Source organism: Flavobacteriales bacterium, assembly GCA_016779935.1.
Lineage (GTDB): Bacteria > Bacteroidota > Bacteroidia > Flavobacteriales > UBA7312.
This window is the reverse complement of sequence record JADHMQ010000018.1, coordinates 1-18,575: the sequence shown is the minus strand read 5'-3', so window position 1 is coordinate 18,575 and position 18,575 is coordinate 1. Positions and strand designations below refer to the sequence as shown.

21 protein-coding genes are annotated in these 18,575 nt (G+C 33.6%); 6 read left to right on the top strand and 15 right to left on the bottom strand.

Going from position 1 to position 18,575, the window contains the following annotated elements; translation table 11 throughout:
• The 4 genes from ISP73_07695 to ISP73_07680 form a co-directional block, all read left to right on the top strand.
• The coding region (locus tag ISP73_07695; GenBank protein MBL6658463.1) for a T9SS type A sorting domain-containing protein at positions 1 to 361 on the top strand (361 nt) is incomplete at its 5' end.
• A gap of 31 nt (positions 362 to 392) precedes the next feature.
• Positions 393 to 1,469 carry a hypothetical protein gene (locus ISP73_07690; GenBank protein MBL6658462.1) on the top strand — a complete coding sequence of 359 codons (1,077 nt, stop codon included), beginning with the start codon at positions 393 to 395 and terminating at the stop codon, positions 1,467 to 1,469.
• The gene (locus ISP73_07685) at positions 1,470 to 1,841 is read left to right on the top strand and encodes a DUF983 domain-containing protein (protein MBL6658461.1); all 372 of its coding nucleotides are present in this window, start codon (positions 1,470 to 1,472) and stop codon (positions 1,839 to 1,841) included.
• 107 nt (positions 1,842 to 1,948) lie between these two features.
• The gene (locus ISP73_07680; protein ID MBL6658460.1) at positions 1,949 to 2,644 is read left to right on the top strand and encodes an NUDIX hydrolase; all 696 of its coding nucleotides are present in this window, start codon (positions 1,949 to 1,951) and stop codon (positions 2,642 to 2,644) included.
• 5 nt (positions 2,645 to 2,649) lie between these two features.
• Here ISP73_07680 and ISP73_07675 read toward each other — a convergent pair whose 3' ends face one another.
• From ISP73_07675 to ISP73_07610, 14 genes are all read right to left on the bottom strand, one after another.
• Positions 2,650 to 3,588: an ROK family protein gene (locus ISP73_07675; GenBank protein MBL6658459.1), complete on the bottom strand. Its 939-nt coding sequence runs from the start codon at positions 3,586 to 3,588 to the stop codon at positions 2,650 to 2,652.
• Between the two features lie 36 nt (positions 3,589 to 3,624).
• Complete coding sequence (locus tag ISP73_07670; GenBank protein MBL6658458.1) at positions 3,625 to 4,038, bottom strand: methylglyoxal synthase; 414 nt, start codon at positions 4,036 to 4,038, stop codon at positions 3,625 to 3,627.
• Positions 4,038 to 5,054: a type I glyceraldehyde-3-phosphate dehydrogenase gene (gene gap, locus ISP73_07665; GenBank protein MBL6658457.1), complete on the bottom strand. Its 1,017-nt coding sequence runs from the start codon at positions 5,052 to 5,054 to the stop codon at positions 4,038 to 4,040. The genes ISP73_07670 and gap overlap by 1 nt, the downstream gene beginning before the upstream one ends.
• Position 5,055: 1 nt before the next feature.
• Entirely contained in the window at positions 5,056 to 5,982 is a 927-nt protein-coding gene (locus tag ISP73_07660; protein ID MBL6658456.1) for a 6-phosphofructokinase, read from the bottom strand.
• A gap of 149 nt (positions 5,983 to 6,131) precedes the next feature.
• A complete protein-coding gene (locus ISP73_07655; GenBank protein MBL6658455.1) occupies positions 6,132 to 6,815 on the bottom strand; it encodes a lycopene cyclase domain-containing protein in 684 nt (227 codons plus the stop codon).
• 1 nt (position 6,816) lies between these two features.
• Positions 6,817 to 7,446 carry a carotenoid biosynthesis protein gene (locus ISP73_07650; protein MBL6658454.1) on the bottom strand — a complete coding sequence of 210 codons (630 nt, stop codon included), beginning with the start codon at positions 7,444 to 7,446 and terminating at the stop codon, positions 6,817 to 6,819.
• A gap of 4 nt (positions 7,447 to 7,450) precedes the next feature.
• The gene (gene crtI, locus ISP73_07645; protein ID MBL6658453.1) at positions 7,451 to 8,926 is read right to left on the bottom strand and encodes a phytoene desaturase; all 1,476 of its coding nucleotides are present in this window, start codon (positions 8,924 to 8,926) and stop codon (positions 7,451 to 7,453) included.
• Positions 8,917 to 10,218, bottom strand: coding sequence for a deoxyribodipyrimidine photo-lyase (locus tag ISP73_07640; GenBank protein MBL6658452.1), 1,302 nt, complete (start codon positions 10,216 to 10,218; stop codon positions 8,917 to 8,919). Before ISP73_07640 ends, crtI begins: the two co-directional genes overlap by 10 nt.
• Positions 10,215 to 11,123, bottom strand: a complete 909-nt coding sequence (locus tag ISP73_07635; protein ID MBL6658451.1) for a TIGR01777 family protein — start codon at positions 11,121 to 11,123, stop codon at positions 10,215 to 10,217. Before ISP73_07635 ends, ISP73_07640 begins: the two co-directional genes overlap by 4 nt.
• Positions 11,124 to 13,505, bottom strand: a complete 2,382-nt coding sequence (locus ISP73_07630) for a TonB-dependent receptor (protein ID MBL6658450.1) — start codon at positions 13,503 to 13,505, stop codon at positions 11,124 to 11,126.
• Positions 13,506 to 13,515: 10 nt separating this feature from the next.
• A complete protein-coding gene (locus tag ISP73_07625) occupies positions 13,516 to 14,763 on the bottom strand; it encodes a metallophosphoesterase (protein MBL6658449.1) in 1,248 nt (415 codons plus the stop codon).
• A 54-nt stretch (positions 14,764 to 14,817) separates the two neighbouring features.
• Positions 14,818 to 15,456 (bottom strand): flavin reductase, encoded by a 639-nt coding sequence (locus ISP73_07620; protein MBL6658448.1) that lies wholly within the window; start codon positions 15,454 to 15,456, stop codon positions 14,818 to 14,820.
• A gap of 1 nt (position 15,457) precedes the next feature.
• Complete coding sequence (locus tag ISP73_07615; GenBank protein MBL6658447.1) at positions 15,458 to 15,937, bottom strand: flavin reductase; 480 nt, start codon at positions 15,935 to 15,937, stop codon at positions 15,458 to 15,460.
• A gap of 3 nt (positions 15,938 to 15,940) precedes the next feature.
• Positions 15,941 to 16,402 (bottom strand): SRPBCC family protein, encoded by a 462-nt coding sequence (locus tag ISP73_07610; protein MBL6658446.1) that lies wholly within the window; start codon positions 16,400 to 16,402, stop codon positions 15,941 to 15,943.
• Positions 16,403 to 16,478: 76 nt separating this feature from the next.
• Here ISP73_07610 and ISP73_07605 point away from each other — a divergent pair, with 76 nt between their 5' ends.
• Complete coding sequence (locus ISP73_07605; protein ID MBL6658445.1) at positions 16,479 to 16,886, top strand: hypothetical protein; 408 nt, start codon at positions 16,479 to 16,481, stop codon at positions 16,884 to 16,886.
• On the opposite strand, the gene ISP73_07600 is transcribed toward ISP73_07605, so the two are convergent.
• The gene (locus ISP73_07600; protein ID MBL6658444.1) at positions 16,879 to 17,760 is read right to left on the bottom strand and encodes a MerR family transcriptional regulator; all 882 of its coding nucleotides are present in this window, start codon (positions 17,758 to 17,760) and stop codon (positions 16,879 to 16,881) included. The genes ISP73_07605 and ISP73_07600 overlap by 8 nt on opposite strands.
• Positions 17,761 to 18,080: 320 nt before the next feature.
• Between ISP73_07600 and ISP73_07595 the strand changes: the two genes are divergently transcribed.
• Positions 18,081 to 18,575, top strand: a 495-nt coding sequence (locus ISP73_07595) for a fasciclin domain-containing protein (GenBank protein MBL6658443.1), incomplete at its 3' end; no start/stop codon positions are given.

Below are 18,575 nucleotides of genomic sequence, written 5' to 3'. Positions count from 1 at the left end.
TTCTTGGAGAATAAGAGGAGCTTGTGGTCCAAACGGTACATCTTGGGCAACGATATTCTCACAGCCAACAACTTACACATTAGGTGGTGAGAGAGTAGCAGCAGAAGTAGTTTCTGGATTGGATGTATATCCAAACCCATCAAGAGATATCTTTAATGTAAGCTTTACTTCAACAGAAGTACAGACGGTGAGCATTAAGGCAGTTAATATGCTTGGCGAGGAAGTTTACCAAGAAGAGTTGCTTAACTTTAAAGGACAACACCAGACGGTAATAGATATGAATACAAAACCAAAAGGCGTATACTTCTTAGAAATCACTACACTAAACGGAAGCATCAACAAAAAGATAGTGCTTCAGTAAATTATCTCATTTCTTTATTTAATTTTACGAAATGATTATTTCTTTTCTATTAGTTTGTTTATCAACTTATCTTATTTGGAAAGTCAGCTCATCATTTGATATAGCGTCTTCCTATTTGACTAGAAATTTCAATGAGGGCATTAAAGGACCAACAGTTAATGCAATAGCTAGCTCATTACCAGAATTACTGATATCGTTTTTCTTTCTTTTTTACATCGGTGATGTGCAAGGGTTTTCAGCAGGTTACGCTACAATTATCGGAAGTTCTATTTTCAATATTGCAATAATACCTACAGTTTCTTTTCTTATTATATACTATCAAAAGGGAATAGAGCTTTTCCCCACTGATAAAAAGATTATTGAGCAGGATGGCTTCTTTCTTATTATAACCGAATTGACATTGCTTGTAGGACTTTATTTAGGGGATATATCAATCATGCTTTCTATTATATTAATCTTATTGTACTGCTTATATATTGTTTTTGTTTTTAAAAAACGAAATATTAAACAAGAAGAAAACAATCAAAAAGAAGAGCTTAAATACACTGAGAATTCATCAAATTTATTACAAAAAATATTTAATGTAGATGTCGCCGGTTTAATTTTAAGGAATACTAAAATCACTTCCTTCAAAGCAGTAGTTATTTTGCTTGTTTCTCTTGTTATTATTTCTACAGCATGTAAACTCCTAGTGAGTAGTAGCGAGCATTTATCAGTACAACTAAATTTAAACTTATTCTTTATAACCTTCTTTATTGCGGCAGTAGCATCAAGCATTCCTGATACTATTTTATCTATTCAAGATGCTAAAAACAAAAAATATAAAGACGCTTTTTCGAATGCTTATGGCAGTAATATTTTTGACATTTGTATTGGTATTGGACTACCAGTATTGGTTTACTTATTGATTAATGGTGTTGATGAAATTTCTACTCAATCAACAGCTTCAACGTCCAATGATATCATTTTATCATCTTCTATTCTTTTAGTATTATTCTCCATTCCAATTACTTTGATCTATTGGTTAAAGCCTTTAAACAGACTTAGGTCTGTTTTAATTATTGCTCTTTACCTCATCTTTTTAGGAATGATATTTTTTATGTCATAAATGATAAAAAAAGGATCAAAATTATTCAGTATTTTAAAGTTTAAATGCCCGAATTGTCATGAAGGTGAATTTTTCATTTCTCATCCCTATGACTTAAAAAAAATTGGAGACCTTCATAATGAATGCTCAGAATGTCATTTAAAATTCAGCAAAGAGCCTGGCTTTTATTTTGGAGCTATGTACGTTTCATATGGTCTTGGAATAGCTATTTTCGTATCTGTATTTGTTGCCAATAAAATTCTCAATTTTAATCTATCCTTATTTGAAATATTTATACTGGTTGGACTGATATTATTTGCAGGCACTCCTTATTTGTTTCATCTTTCAAAAATAATTTGGGCAAATATTTTCTTCCACTACAAAGGCAAATAATTCACTTTTGACACTAATCTATACTAGTAGTGTGTAAAAATTACATTTAATAGAGGGTATTATATCGATATTTTAATATTTTTGAATGGGATTTACTCATAATACTTATGTCCAAAATTAATGTTTCTGTCGATTGTGTAATTTTTGGTTTCGATGATATCGAGAAAAAACTCAAGGTTTTGACTATTGAGAAAAAGGTTGATCCATTTTCAAAAAAGAACAAAAAAAGAACTCAATTTGCTATTCCTGGTGACCTTATTGAACTTGAAGAAGATATTGATGCTGCAGCATCTCGTGTGCTATTCAGTCTGACTAAACTTAATAAGTTATACCTCAAGCAGTTTAAAACATTTGGACACCCTAAACGAGTTCAGCAAGAGAAAGATAAAGAGTGGCTGGAAAACTTCCGTTCGCATCCTGATGAAAGAGTAATTACAATTGCTTATGCTTCTATTGTAAAAATGGAAGACTACAACCCTGAAGCATCTTATTTTGCTCATGACGTGAAATGGACAAACATTGATGAAATTCCTGAATTAGCTTTTGACCACAATCAAATTGTGAATGAAGCGGTCATCTTTTTACGAAATGAAATTAATCATGAAGTAACTTCGGAACTTCTTCCTAGAAAATTTACGTTATCTCAACTTCAAGAGTTGTATGAGATAATTCTAAATGAAAAGCTTGATAAGAGAAATTTCAGAAAACAGATAATGAGCAAGGGAGTTGTCGAAAAAACAAACGAAAAACAAAAGGGCGTTTCGCACAAACCAGCGGAACTATACAAGTTTAATCAACAGTAATTGTTTTAGCTTACTAAGCTTTCTGCTTTAGAAAAGGCTAAAGATGCAGGTCCTAATACATTCATTTTATCTTCTAATAAATCAGATATGCCGTAATATACTTGATCTTTAAAATCAAATAATAATTGCTCTTCGCAAGAGGTTTTAATAACATCCATATACGCATTTAATGACTTGGAAATGTTTCCGCAAAAGATAACAGCCTGAGGGTTGAGTATATGAATAAAGTCAGCCATTTTTTGCCCCAGCTTCTGAAATGTAAATTGTAAAATCGCTTCACATCTTTCATCGCCTGCTTTGGCTTTATCGAAAATCATTTTAATAGATGGAATATGTGTTGGCTCACTACTCTTGATTTCTTTCATATTTACAGCATATGATTTTTTGATACCATTAGCAGAAACTATAGTTTCTAAACATCCTATACCACCACAATTACACTGTCTATCAAGACCTTCTATTTTTGTGTGTCCAAACTCACCAGAGTACCCAAAAGCACCATCAAACAACTGATTATTTATAATGATACCACCACCAAGTCCAGTACCAATAGTAATGAGAGCAAAGTCCGTGTATTTTTTGCCTGCACCATAACGGTTTTCTGCTAAAGCAGATGCATTAGCGTCATTCACCATAAAAGTAGGAATATTTAATGCCGCCTCTATGTGTTTCATGAGGTTGAACGGCTCCAAATCATCCCATGGAAAATTAACAGGACAAAAAGTTTCGGTTTTAGAGTTATAGTTTGGGGCACCAATACCTATAGATTGAATGTCTTGCTCTAAACTAAGCAAACGAATATTCTCCGTTAGTAAATCTATATATGCCTTAAAGGACTCATTTCCTTTCGTTTTAAACTTACTTAGTTTTACAATACCGTCTCTAGAGTCAACAATACCGAGTTCAGTATTCGTTCCTCCTATATCTACCCCTATTACTTTCATTATATTTGTTTAAAGTGAATTATAAACTAACTCTCATTATTTACTTTCGATTTTAGACTGCATACTTTGCGATGCCTCCATTCGGATTTTACCAATAATTAGAAGCCCTGCAGCGGCAAGATTAGTTCCTACTGGAATGTTATTCAAATCGCAATTATCCAATAAAGAGGTTATGTCTTGATGATATGGTTGAAGAATGGTAGCGTCTCTAAAGAAAAATACGATCTCTACTTCTCCTTGCTTAATCATATCAATTATTTGAAGGTATCCGCCTTCTGCCCCTTTTCTAACGTGTGTTAGAGGTAGGTTTAATTCACCTTCCTCCAAGAATGTAGCAGTTCTGCCAGTAGCTACAATTTCTCTGCCAAAAAACCACGATTTTTTCTCTTTTAGAAAATGTAGTAAATCGGCTTTGAAATTATCGTGGGCTATAACTACTATTTTACTCATTAGTCTAAATCTTTATTTAAAGTTTCGCGCAATACTCTAGAGCACAAGTCAATTAGACGTGCTGAATATCCTGACTCATTGTCGTACCATGAAACTAACTTCACAAGGTTTCCATCCACTTTAGTCAATTCAGTATCAACAATTGAAGACTCTTTTCTGCCAACAATATCAATCGACACTAATGGGTCCGAGCTCAATGCTAGAATACCTTTCATTGGTCCTTCAGCAGCATCTTGTAATACTTTGTTTACCTCATCTCTTGTTGTTTCTTTATCTACAACACACACAAAATCAGTGATTGAGCCACAAGCAACAGGCACTCTTAAAGCTATACCGTCTAACTTACCATTTAATTGTGGCAATACTTTACCTACGGCTGATGCAGCACCTGTTTTTGTAGGTATAATAGAATTCATTGCTGAACGTGCTCTTCTTAAGTCTTTGTGAGGCATATCCTGTAAACTCTGGTCTGCAGTAAATGCATGCGTTGTAGTGATATAACCAGACTTAATACCAAAATTATCATTGATAACTTTAGCTAAAGGTGCTAGGCAGTTAGTAGTACATGATGCGTTTGAAAACACAAAGTCATCCTCAGTAATAATTTCATCATTAACACCTAAAACTACCGTCTTTGCGTCAGGCGATGGTGCAGATACAATTACTTTTTTTGCTCCAGCTATTACGTGTTGTAAAGCTTGCTCATTTTTTAGAAAACGACCAGTACATTCTAATACTACGTCTACCCCTACTTCTTTCCATGGTAGTTCTTGTGGGTTAGGACAAGAATATACTGGTATTTCAGCAGAGTCTACTAGAATAGAATCGCCTGAACAACTTATAAAGTTAGGTAATACACCATGTGTAGAATCGTATTTTAATAAGTGTGCTAATGTTTTAACATCCGTTAAGTCATTAATAGCAACTATCTCAATGTCGTTGGATTGAAGAGACTGTCTAAAAAAGCTTCTTCCTATTCTTCCAAATCCGTTTATTGCAACTTTAATTTTTGTCATTTTATCTAGATATAATTTCGTTTAATATGTATAAATCTTCGTTAATACTATTATTGTTCTCTACCACTTTTTGCATCGGCGTAAGAACTACTTCATCTTTAATTAATCCTACCATATGGTTTGACTTTGACTCTATCAGTGTTTTCACTGCAGCCAATCCTAATCTACTAGCAATAATTCTATCTTCAGCATTTGGAGAACCTCCTCTTTGTAGGTGTCCAAGTATACTCACCTTAGTTTCGTAGTCTGAATAAACCTTAATAAGGTCATTGGCAATTTTGTAGGAAGGCCCGTAGGTATTTCCTTCTGCAACGATTACAATACTGGATGTCTTTTTTAATTGCTTACCTTCTTTTAGCCTATCTGCCAAATCTGATATTTGAAATTCCTTCTCAGGAATTATAACATAGCATGCCCCAGTGGCTAAACTTGAATGAAGAGCCAAATTACCGTTGTCACGACCCATTACTTCAACAAAAAATAATCGGTTATGGGAACGTGCGGTGTCTCTTATTTTATCAATCGTCTCAACAATGGTTTGAAGAGCAGTATGAAATCCTATTGAGTTGTCAGTTCCATAAATATCGTTATCTATTGATGCAGGAATACCTACACATGGAAAGTCGAATTGCTGAGAAAATACATTAGCTCCAGTAAGTGAACCATTTCCTCCAATGACTACTAATGCGTCAATCTCTAAATCCTTTAAATTTTGATACGCTTTCTCACGAATCTTTGCGTTGTGAAAATCCATTGAACGTGCAGTTTTCAACTTTGTACCACCAAGACCTAAAATCTTGCTAACTGAACGCATCTCTAGTTTTTTGTATTCATTTTCTATAATGCCTTGAAAACCCCTGAAAAAACCAAAGCATTCAACATTATAATAGATAGATGAACGAACTACACTACGTATTGCAGCGTTCATTCCAGGTGAATCTCCACCAGATGTTATTATAGCTAATCGTTTGATAACCGTTGTATTTTTGACAAATATAATATAAAAAGTGTAAAATTAACACTAACTAGGCGTCTAAAAAAAATAAATAAGTGAAAATGACCCTTTTTATCCGAAAACTACGACTTATTATAAAAGGCTATTACAATCAAAAGCATTAACAAACAGTACATGCTGTCTTCAATGGGGATATTTAACAGGCGAATTCCTATTATTTCAGAAGGGTTATAACTTACAACTGGAAGGTCAGTAAAACTTCCCGTCAAAAACCCATTGATTAAGATAAATGGAATAAAAGATACTAGAAAGGCTCTGAAAAACAATCCAATCCATTTTGGATTATGAATAGCTAGTATAAATAAGGCAAGTGAAGTTAAGGTAAAACATACTAAGGTATACAGCCTATCGGAATAGATTACGCTAAATACTAACAAAGCTATTGCCAATAAAATGGAGATAAATTGATAGGGTTTTGAGTCTAAATCTTTTCTGAAAAAATAATTTAACACCTCAAAAATAAACACACATGAAAATGGCACAACTAAGAAGAATAACCATTCCTCAATAGGTAATGAAAATATATTGAACCCTATTGTATAATCTTTACTAAACGCCCAAACATTTTCTCTTGTAAACCAAATATCCCAAGGAATAAAAAGAAGCATCATCACCAATGAGGATAGTATAATTTGACGCCACTTGGTGTGAAATTGCAGTCGCCTTTCAAAACTCTGTGCCAGTGGATAGGAAATAGTAAACGTCAATAAAATAAAATAGAAAAATTTATGCTCTAGAAATTCCATTTTACAAACTCAAAGATAGTAAGGTGAAAAATAAAATTTGTGACAACAACAATCCGAAAGAGACTCTATAATCTAGCTTAAGACGATTATAACTTATGATTGAGTTCATAATTAAAGAAATAAAAAACCACATAACATAATTTTGCAGTGGTATATCACCTGCTGTCCAAGTCCAAAAATCCAAAGTTATCGCTATTGGCTCAATCAAAACATCCATAAGCACCATCAACAAAGAGGATAGTAATATGATTGGCAACTGTTTTTTAAGAAAGTAACTGCATACTGCAAACGTAGATAGTGACAACAATATCCAATTCACACCAATCATTAATGGCGTATTTAAAAGCTTAAAGCCAAGAGTTGCTCCATAGGTATATTCTCCAAATAAAACGCCTGTATTTACTCCTAATACCTCAACCAAAAATCCTAATGCAAATAGGATAGATATAACTTTATAAAATTGGATAGAAAAGTCATTATTTGCCCAAATAAATAACCCAAGAGAAAGCAAAAGATTTAGAGGGGTAAGCGTTAAAAATAAATCTTGATAAGCTGAAGACAAGCCTATTACACCAACTGTATGGAAGATGAATAGGACAACAATACTAATATTGACTTTAGAATAATTCATTCGGTTAAGTGCTAAAAAAATCGTCTACTATTTTTGCAGAAGAGAGTGCTAAAGGAATTCCTCCACCTGGATGAACACTGCCTCCACAGAAATACAGTCCCCTAATATCGGTAGAAAAATTGGGGTGACGAAAAAACGCCGCCATTTTTTTGTTAGAGGCCGTTCCATATAATGAACCTTTATAAGAGCCTGTTTTTGATTCAATTTTTCGAGGATCTAGTATTTTCTCATTTAAAATTAAAGGCTCTACATTAGTCTTTAACTGACGATTTAATTTTTTGATAATTGAGGCTTTTGCTTGAATAATTAAGCTGTCCCAATCTTGATTTTCATTAGACGGCACATTAATCATTACAAACCAGTTTTCACAATTTTCAGGAGCATCCGAACTCTTTTTCTTTGAGGTAATATTAACATAAACGGTAGGGTCGTTATAAATAGATTTGCCACTTTTTAAGGCGTCAAACTCACTCTTATAATCGGCTGAGAAAAATATATTGTGTAAGTCTAAAGAGGGGAAACTAGCATTTATACCCCAATAAAATATTAATGCTGAAGTAGACCTTTCTTGTTTAGCAATCATTTTAGAGGCAAAGCTATTTTTCAATAAGTTTTTGTAAGTAAAAAAGATGTCTAAATTACTTATAACATAATCTGAAAAAATAACTTCTTCATTGACCCTAAGCCCCTTTACCTTTTTGTCGTCCAAAATAATTTCATCGACCTTAGAATTAAGCTTAAACTGAACGCCTAAAGACACCGCTAAATCGTGAAGTGCTAAGGATATGGAATACATTCCTTTATTGGGAAAAAAAGCACCTTTATTAAATTCTAAATGAGGAATGATATTAAGTATCGCTGGTGCTATATACGGATTAGAACCGTTGTAGGTAGCATAGCGGTCAAATAACTGAACCATTTTATCATTTGAGAGTGCATCGCGGTTAGCCGAATGCATACTGCCAAAAACACCTAAAAATGGTAACTTTAAAAATGACTTGATAACCTCAAAAGACAAGTAGGTTTTAAAGCGATGTAACGATTTTTGCAAGAATAAAAAAGCGGTTGAATCGTATATAAATTGACTCTTTTTTAAATGATTAAGTACAGCCGATGCGTTTACTCCTGTTTTCTTGGCAGATTCTTGGGCAAACTTTTCGGGGTCTGTGTAACCAATTAAATGTGTGCCATCTTCGTAAAAATATCGGCAACTTTCATCTAGTTTTTGATAATTAAAAAAATCTCTGGGATTTTTATTGGCAAGTTGAAAAAGCTCATCTACAAGTTCAGGCATTGTAAATAATGAGGGACCAGCGTCAAAACGAAAGTCACCAGATTCTATCTGAGAAAGCTTTCCTCCGACATAGGGGTTTGATTCATAAACAGAAACCTTATAGCCTTTTACAGCTAGACGAATAGCAATAGCCATTCCCCCTACTCCTGCACCAATTACACTTACTTGTTTTGAACTTACTGACATGCCTTGTATCTGGCTATGGATTCTAGTCTAGAAGCTTTTACATCAGCAATACGCTTCACAGGATAATTTCCATTTTCTTTTAATTCTTTTATCCATTTTCTACAATACTTAAGTTTGGGGTCAAACTTTTGCAGTTGAGTGTCAGGGTTAAAGACACGAAAATAGGGTGATGCATCACAACCTGTTCCAGCAACCCACTGCCAATTACCATTATTAGATGCTAGGTCAAAGTCCATAAGTTTTGAAGCAAAATAAGCCTCACCCAATCGCCAATCTATGCCTAAATTCTTGACTAAAAATGAGGCTGCTATCATGCGCACTCTGTTATGCATATAGCCCGTGTTAAATAACTGACGCATTCCGGCATCTACAATAGGAAAACCCGTTAGACCATATTTCCATTTTCTAAATAAGGTAGTATCGTTCCATTTCAGACGGTTATATTTTTCTTTATAGCAGGAAGTAACAACTTGCGGATTATGCCACAATACCTGAGCAAAAAAGGAACGCCAAATTAGCTCATTTAATAAAGGCTCTGAATATTGAAAGGCAATACTGGCAATCTCTCTGACGCTTACAAATCCAAAGCGTAAATGAACAGAGGTGTTACTTGTTCCTTCTAAATCCGGAATATCTCTTGCCGTGTCGTAATCAATTAGCGTACGGTAATCTAAATTAGGCTTGTGTAATATGTAGGGACTGTATTCAAAACCAAGCTGTTCAAAGGAGACAATACATTTTAAATCGTCTATTACTAAACATTTATCTAATAAATCCTGTGAAGGATAAGGGTGGGTCATGGAAATCTTAAATTTCGACTTCCACTTTTTCATGTAAGGCGTAAACACCCCATAAGGCTTACCCATGTCGGTCAGAATTTCACTTTTTTCAAAAATAACTTGGTCTTTAAAGCTGTGAAAATCTACGCCTTTTGATTTTAAAGAATTATGAATTAACCCATCTCTTTCAGTAGCATATGGCTCATAATCTGTATTGGTGTAACAGGCCTCAAAAGGGGTATTAGAATATAAATCATCTATTACTTCTGAAGGTTTTCCGAATAGTATATGAATTTTCTTACCATACTCAGAAAGTTCTTTATTGAGTTCATTTAATCTATCAAAGAGAAGGCTTATTCGTCTATCTTCTTCCTCTAACTCTGACAATATAGAAGTGTCAAAAATGAAAATTGGCACAACAGATTTAGACTCTTTCAAAGCATTGTAAAAGCCATGATTGTCATGTAATCTCAAATCTCTTCTGAACCAAAATAGGCTTACATTATATTTCATTTTCTTTTAAATTCTTTCTCAATTACACTTTCCAAGGTTGGATATGTTAGCGAAAATTTAGAAGCTACTAATTTGTCTGACGATAAACCGCAACCGCCTATCAGAATAACGTTTCTTTCGCCAAAAATAATAGACAAGACCCATTTTGGCAATTTTAGTAGTAATGAATACTTAGCAATTTTACTTCTCAAGTATTTCATAAACTCATATTGAGAAAACTTTTGAGGCGAAGCCATATTATATGGTCCACTGACATGCTTGTTTTCTATTGAATACTCTACAAATCTTGCGGCATCGTCAATATGTATCCATTCAAAGGGCTGTGTGCCTTTTCCAAAAACAACGCCAACACCTAATCGCATAGACAAAGCTGTTGGCTGTAAGAAGCCTGTATCTTTTGACAATAATAATGATATTCGCATTTGGACTACTCGACTAGCTAGTTTTTTAAATTCTTCAGCGGCATTTTCCCAGTCCACACACATATCGGAAAGCCAGCCTTTTGAAGGCGAATCAGTCTCTTTACACAAATGATTTACAGAATGCCCATAATACCCCATAGCCGATGCACTAATGAAGGTTTTGGGTGTTACTCCATATTCATTACATTTTTCAAATAACAGCTTAGCTGCTGTAATGCGACTGTCATACATCAACTGTTTATTGGTTTCCGTCCATGGCTTAATAATTCCAAATCCAGAAAGGTGGATGATGTGTTGACAATTTTCAAGAGCTTGTTGTTGTATATCACCAGATGACACATTCCAATAAAATACGGATTTATTATCGGCACTTTTTCTAGTTGAAGTAAGAGTAACAACTTCATAGCCTTTAGAGAGTAAATTTTCTTTTACTCTTCTTGCAAGGCTACCGTTTGCTCCTGTTATTAAAACTTTCTCTTTCATTTAGAATTCAATTAATAATCCAATACTTGGTAATACTGTTCCGGATTCATTAACAATTTCATACAAGGAATACTGTTGAGCGTTTTGGGAACTATAGATTTCTTCCCCAATCTCAGGGTCAATCCCTACCTCTGATGGTAATTGTATTTTAAAGTTGTAAAGATTTTCTACATCTAGATAAGCGTTTAAACTCCACTTTTTGAAGTACCATTTTTTATCCAAGCGTAAATCTACACCATGAACATTTTTCAGTCGCTGAGTATTTAAATCGTCATAATTCAATACGCCTCTTTGATTAATATTCCAGATGTCCATATTGCTGGATGTAGCATAATCAATAGGCGTGTATGGAGCCCCGCCTGTATATCGAAACTTAAGGCCTAATTCTATGTCTCTTTTGAATTTTTTACCGGCAGTCATATTAAATATGAAACGGTTGTCCCAAGCTGATGGAATAAGCTCTTTATCTTTATTTTCAAACTCACTTCTATAGTATGTAACAGACATAATTCCATATACTGAAGAGCTTAATTTTTGCTGAGCCAAAAATTCTAATCCATAGCTTCTGCCTTGTGAAATTGACGAAATATCCTCGTTTCCAATTACGCCAAAATCACCGCCTAAATTTGCTAATGATATGCTATCAATTATTGAAAATGGATAATTGTCATATTGTTTATAGAAGGTTTCTAATGTGATTTTGCTGTAATTTGATGGGTTATATTCTAATCCTAAAACAGCATGGTCACAACGAATATATTCGGCATCTTGGTTAAGGAAGTTATTATTAAGCCCAAAGCCTAAAATGGTATAGGCTGGCAACTGATAGTAACGACCTAGGTTGGCGTTTAAACTAGACTTAGCTGAAAGGTTATATGCTAATGAAAGGCGCGGAGAAAAATTAGGGGTTGTAGTGTTTTCTGTAAAGCTATTTCCATCCATCCTAAAGCCTATTGAAGTTATCAAACGGTCAACCATATAAGTTTTGCTTAATTGGGCAAAAGCACCGTATTTTATAAAATGTAAATCTGTCTCTACAAGCTTATTGTATATGGAATCGCCTGAAGTCAATAAACGATTGGTTGAGTTCAAATATGTAGCATCCTCTACACTCACTCCCACATTGAATTTTATATTACTTTCTCTGAAATTATACTCAATTCTTGATTTGTTTTCAATCTCTTGGGATTCGTAATCGATTAATTTTTGAGAAGTCAAATCGGCATAATCAGCATATTTAACTGCTGTATTATTAAGGTGACTTCGGCTTAATACTACAAACAAATTAGAGTTGTCAAAAAAGCGTTTCCAAGTTCCACCAACAGTGTAGTTCCATTGCTCATTTACTGGCAGATTGTTAAGGGTGTATTCATTCTGAGCCAATTGCTGAGGGTCGTCAATACCTTCATTGGCTTCTGGGTTTAATGTAAATTCGTCTATAGCGGCTAGTCCAATTATATTAAACTGGTTTTTCTTATCTGGCTTGAGTGTATACTTGAATTGAATATCGTTGTATGTTGGCAAAAATGGAAGCTGCAGGGCCTGAAATAAAAATTGCAAATAAGAACGTCTTGCCGAAAATAGCATGGTTGATTTCTCCGACAAAGGTGTGTTTATGGTTAAGCCTGCATCACTAGAGCCTACCATAAATGATCCACTGAATTCTTCAAAACTCCCCTCTATTTGCTTGAGTTCCATCACTGAGCTCAAAGCATTTCCTCTGTTGGCTGGAAATGCACCAGAATAAAAATCAACTTCACGTATAAAATTGACATTTATAATTCCTACTGGACCTCCTGATGAACCTTGTGTAGCAAAATGATTGATGTTTGGAATTTCCACACCGTCTAAGAAAAATCGGTTTTCGTTAGGTGCTCCTCCTCTAATCACAATGTCATTTCTAAATGAAGGGGTGCTTGAAACGCCTGGCAAATTTGCTATCACTTTTGAGATATCTCTATTTCCTCCAGGACTTCTGTATATTTCTGAAGCATTAATTGTCCGTAAACTTGTTGGACTTTCCTCTGTCTTGTTAAAGGTATTCGCTGTTACTTGTACTTCCTCAATAATTTGAGCATTTTCAGTCATCTCAAAATTTAGCCTCAAGTTCTTATTTGGCGTCAGCTGAATTTCAGTCTTTATAGAAGGATTAAAACCTATATAACTACACTTAAAATTATATAATCCGGGAGCAATACCTTCTATTTCAAAATTACCATCAAAATCTGTAGTAGCTCCAATAGTTGTGCCATCTATAATGACATTAGCAAATGGTATAGGCTCATTATTTAAGGAATTGTTAACGCTTCCGTAGACACGAATATCCTGCGCTTCAACTAGATAAGCAGTAAATGTTAAAAGGATTAATAAAAAGGCTCTCATAATTTGTTAGTTAAGTGGATTGAATATCTAAAACTGTTATTTCTGGCAAAATCCCCACTCTGCCGGGATAGCCTAAATGTCCTATACCTCTATTTACATAAAGGTATTGGTTGTCATGCTGATAAAGTCCTGCCCAAAATTTGTATTTCCATTTTGAAGGACTCCATTTAATTCCTGCAAACTCAATGCCAAATTGCATTCCGTGAGTATGCCCTGCTAATTGCAAGTCAATATGCTTCATGAAAGGCAAGACTTTGTTTTCCCAGTGGGTTGGATCGTGAGATAATAGCAAGGTAGGAATACCTTCTTTTGTAGTCTGCATGGCTTTTTCTAAATCGCCATACTTTGAAAATCGACCATCTCCCCAATTTTCAACACCAACAATATTAATCTCAACTCCATTGACCTCAAGAATTCTGTTCTCATTCAACATCAAATCAAAGTCTGCTGCATTGAAATATCCCTTTATTTCGTTAAGATTATCACGCCATTGCTCACGCCCTTCCGTAGTAGATATGTCTAAACCAATATAGTCGGCATAATCGTGATTTCCTAGCACGGCAAATTTCCCGTGTTTGGCTTTTAATTCCTTGAGGATTTCAACAAAAGGCTTGGCTTCAGAGGCATAATTATTTACTAAATCTCCAGTGAAGAAAATTAAATCTACTTCTTCCTCATTTATAAGTTCAACTGCCTCTCTCAATTTATCTTTTCGTTGAAAACTACCTAGGTGCAAATCTGAAATTTGAACGATTTTCAATGGCTTTGCTCCTTTGGGATAATTCTTTAATTTTAAGCTTACAAAGTGCTTTTTGAAATCAAATCGACCTATTATAATTCCATAAGTAAAAACCGAAAATGAAATTGCACCAAGACCTAAAGCTGTATTCTTTAAAAAGTCTAATCGACTTATCGTATTTCCACCTAACGACAAACTTTTGCTTACAAATATTGCCTTATAGATGTATTTGAAAAACCTAATAATATCGTCAATCAACAATGGAAAAAGCATGAAAAGCTTCGCCACAATTATTGAAAACATGAATCCAAAAATGACAACCATATAACCAGGATATAGGGTCATATTAGTATTAATAGCAGGGTAATAAATAAGAGCAATGGTTATAAGAGTTATCCCTCCAAAAATATACTTAAGGTATGGACGTGTTAGAAAACTTTGTTTGAATGCTGACCATATATAAGCATCTAATGAAAGTAAAAATAGGATGAATATTGTTGAAAAAATGATTCTAGTCATTAGTCGTTTGTTTAGGTTGAAAATACGATCAACAAAAGTATTGCTTATATCTATTTAACTATTAAAAAAATCAGGTAATTCATTAACTCTAGCATAGGGGAATTTATCTATACTTTCTAAATTATAATATCTATTTAAGCCCCCTATCCCAACGCTTTTCAAGCCTTGTAAGTCAATTTGTCCATTATCGTCAACGGCATTATCATCTACAATTAGATGTTGAATAGAACCCACTATCATTATACAATTATTAATTTCTATAGGAATTGACTCTTCAAATTTCATACCCATTTTAAGTCTGCTTTCTTTGACAAATGGAGCTGGAAAATCATTTACATATTCTTCGGTTAAATGGCACTTTTCAAACTCTGACTCCTCTTTTTCAAACTTAGCAGATGTATAGTGAGCATTTGCAACAAATTCAGGGTGAACCTGATTAACAGTAAAGCAGTTTGAATACATAATATTCTCAAAAGTATCTCTCCTTACCTCATGACGAGGTCGCATAATGAATCCTAATAAAGCTGGATTACTACCTAAGTGCACTAATGAACTGAATATAGCTAAATTAGAATTTCCACTTTCAGAAATAGTGCCAATCAAGTTAGCAGGCTTTACTCCTGTTACAGAATTGATAAGGTTAAGCCGTTTAACTCGAGGTGTATTTTGAATATCTTCTTTCGTATAATGCATATTAAAGTATAATTCGGTTTTTCACTAAATCTTGAAATGATAACACATTATTTTCGGTAAACGTTTTAAATCCAGTAACATTAAAAAAGAAAATAGCATGATCGCCATGATGACGAACCTCAGAATCCTTTTCTAATTCTAGAATAGCTGATATACCTTTAAGCACCTTATAATCCTTCCAGTTTTCTAAAAGATTATACGAACTGAGATAGCGTTCTTTATCAAATAGCCGACCACTTACTTTGCCTAGCTTCCTGATTACTTTCAAATTATCAGAACTCAGTAATTGTAAAACAACTTTTGACGATTTTTCAAGATTTTTATAAGTCTTTGAAGTGTAGTCAATAGCTATTGAATACATCTTTGGCTTCATACTTACTGCCGAAACATAGGTGCAAATATTCATATTCAACTTACCATTAGGGTCAAATGTGAGTAGACTATAAACCGGAGGGCTTACAATATTCCAAGGTCGTTTCATGCTCTAATTGTTAAATTTTTTATCCATTACTCTAAATCGATAATCAAATATGGATTCGAGCTGTCTTTTGATTAATAAAGAATTGGCAATGACACCTAAAATTCCAAAAGGCGGTATATAGGTTACAATATCGGTCATCATTACTCCACCATCCTGCTCCTCAAAAAAATGTTGGTGATGCCACATGGAATATGGACCCATTCGCTGTTCATCAACAAAAAAGTGCTTGTCCTTAACCTGTGTAATTTCTGTTACCCAATTCATTTTGATATTCAATAAAGGGGATACTTTGTATGAAATAATCATTCCAGGATACATCTTTTCAGATAAATCTTCAGAAGTTATTTCGAACAACATATAATCAGGGGTAATTTCTTTTAAATTCTTTGGCGAAGAAGCAAAATCCCAGATAGTATCTAAATCTGTTTTTAAAAACTGTTTCTTTATAAGTTGAAAATGAGCCATATTAATTCGACTATTTAAATAATTACACTTAGTTTTGTATAATTATAAATCTATATTGTTATACAAATATACAATTATGCTATTTAAAACAAGTCGAAATCAAAGAAAAGTTGCTGAAAAATTAGCAGAAATCAGCGGAAAGTCTTACACTATTTTTGAGATGATTAAAAAGGACATATATGGCTCTCCGAAATACAAGATTATAACAATGTCAAAAAATAAATTTGATTTGAATTTTGAAAAGGATGAGGAGTTAATTTACTGCACCATAGAATTGAGAAAAAAAGGACTTGCTCTTTACTTCAGACATAGAAATGAAGAATACATATCGGCTTCAAGATTTAACCAGTTTAGCTTCTTAAATAATGACGGTATATTTGAAATACAAATGAATTCTATTCAGTTAAAATTAAAAATAGCTGATAGAAAGAGGCACAAAAAGTTCCTTCAAAGGCTGATGAAATGCCGATCAGATATTAGCTAATTATATCAACAAAATCATCCAAATTATCAATCAAATTGATATCGTGATCTTTTGTTAGGAAATCAATATCAAGACCATTAACAACAAGATAATGTTTTGATTTTGGGAATGTTTTGTTTAAATAATTAATAGTGAAATCTAAATTACTTTTTGATGTATTAGATACTGAAAAGAATAAAACATTATCAATTTTTTTCTTCTCAGAAACATGAGCCAAGGAGCCAAATGGAACATTTGAACCTAAATAAATAACATCAAAACTATTATTGATTAATAAAAACTTAGCGAAGATTAAGCCAATCTCATGAAATTCATTTTCAGGAAGAAATAGAAGCCAATTTTCTTTATCAGTCACATTTAGAGAGGCTAAATCAGCAGCAGCACAAATCTTCTGCTTTACTAATTCCGAAAGGAAATGTTCCTGTGAAGGAGCTATTCGATTGGTTAACCAAAAGATTCCAATTTTAGAAAAGGCTACTAATAATACATTCTTGTAAAACTCGAGAACGCCAAGCTCCCTAGCACCACTTTCATAGGTTAAGTGAAAGAGTTTAGAATCAAAGTCAAGAGCTGATTGAATCAGCTTGGCTATATAATATGATGCTTTGGAGCTGTCGTTTGATTGGTTTTTAATCTCATCAACTTTCTCACAAATTTCATCATGAGTCATTTTTGAGATAGTAGAAATCTTGTAGCCGTTTTCAATTAAATAATTACTATTAAGAGCACGTACCAATAGGTCATCAGTATAATACCGAATTTTAGTATCGGTTCTCTCGGCTTTTAAAAAGCCATATCTATTTTCCCAGGTTCTTAGAACAAATTTTGTTATGCCAGTAATCTGAGAAAACTGGTCTATACTATATTTGGTCATTGATTATGTATTTACCATTAGGAAATTTTTCGAACCAAAAATCAAGACTACTCATCGTCTTTAAATTTATACGCATTTTATCAGTATAAAAAACGATTTTCGGCGTTCTATTTTTGATTTCTTCTATTGAAATTTTCTTTTTTTTCTTTCTTGGCATATTACCAAATTTAAAATTTTTGTAGCACTATAGCAACAAATTCTTATGCAAATATACACTTTTGTATAAGAGTTTTGAGTTTTTTTTATACAAATTTAAAAAAACCGACTGATTTTGTATATATATTTGTACCCAACAATAACTTAACTAACAAATATTTATTATGAAAAAATTATTATTGACTTTAACTCTAATTGCATCATTTTGCATGGGAGCATTTTCTGATAATCATACAGTTTATGCAGGCATGTTTTTCTACAACCCAGCTGAATTAACCATTGAAATTGGCGATACAGTTACTTGGATTAATGATGGAGGTATGCATGATGTTAACGCAAATATTGATTCACAAACAGGTGAAAGCTTCAACAATCCTGAAAGCTTTCAATCAAGTGTTATTACTGGAATGGGTGATGTTATCTACACGCACGTTTTTAGTATTGATGGAACTTACAATTATGATTGTTCTGTTCCGGGTCATGCTGCACAAGGCATGGTTGGGCAAATTAATGTTGAATTACCTTCTATTATGGATATCGTAGCTAACTCTGATGCTCACAATACTTTAGAAGCAGCAATTAATGCGGCAGGACTAAACGAAACATTAGATACTGGCGGTCCATTTACATTATTTGCACCAACAGATGAGGCTTTCGCA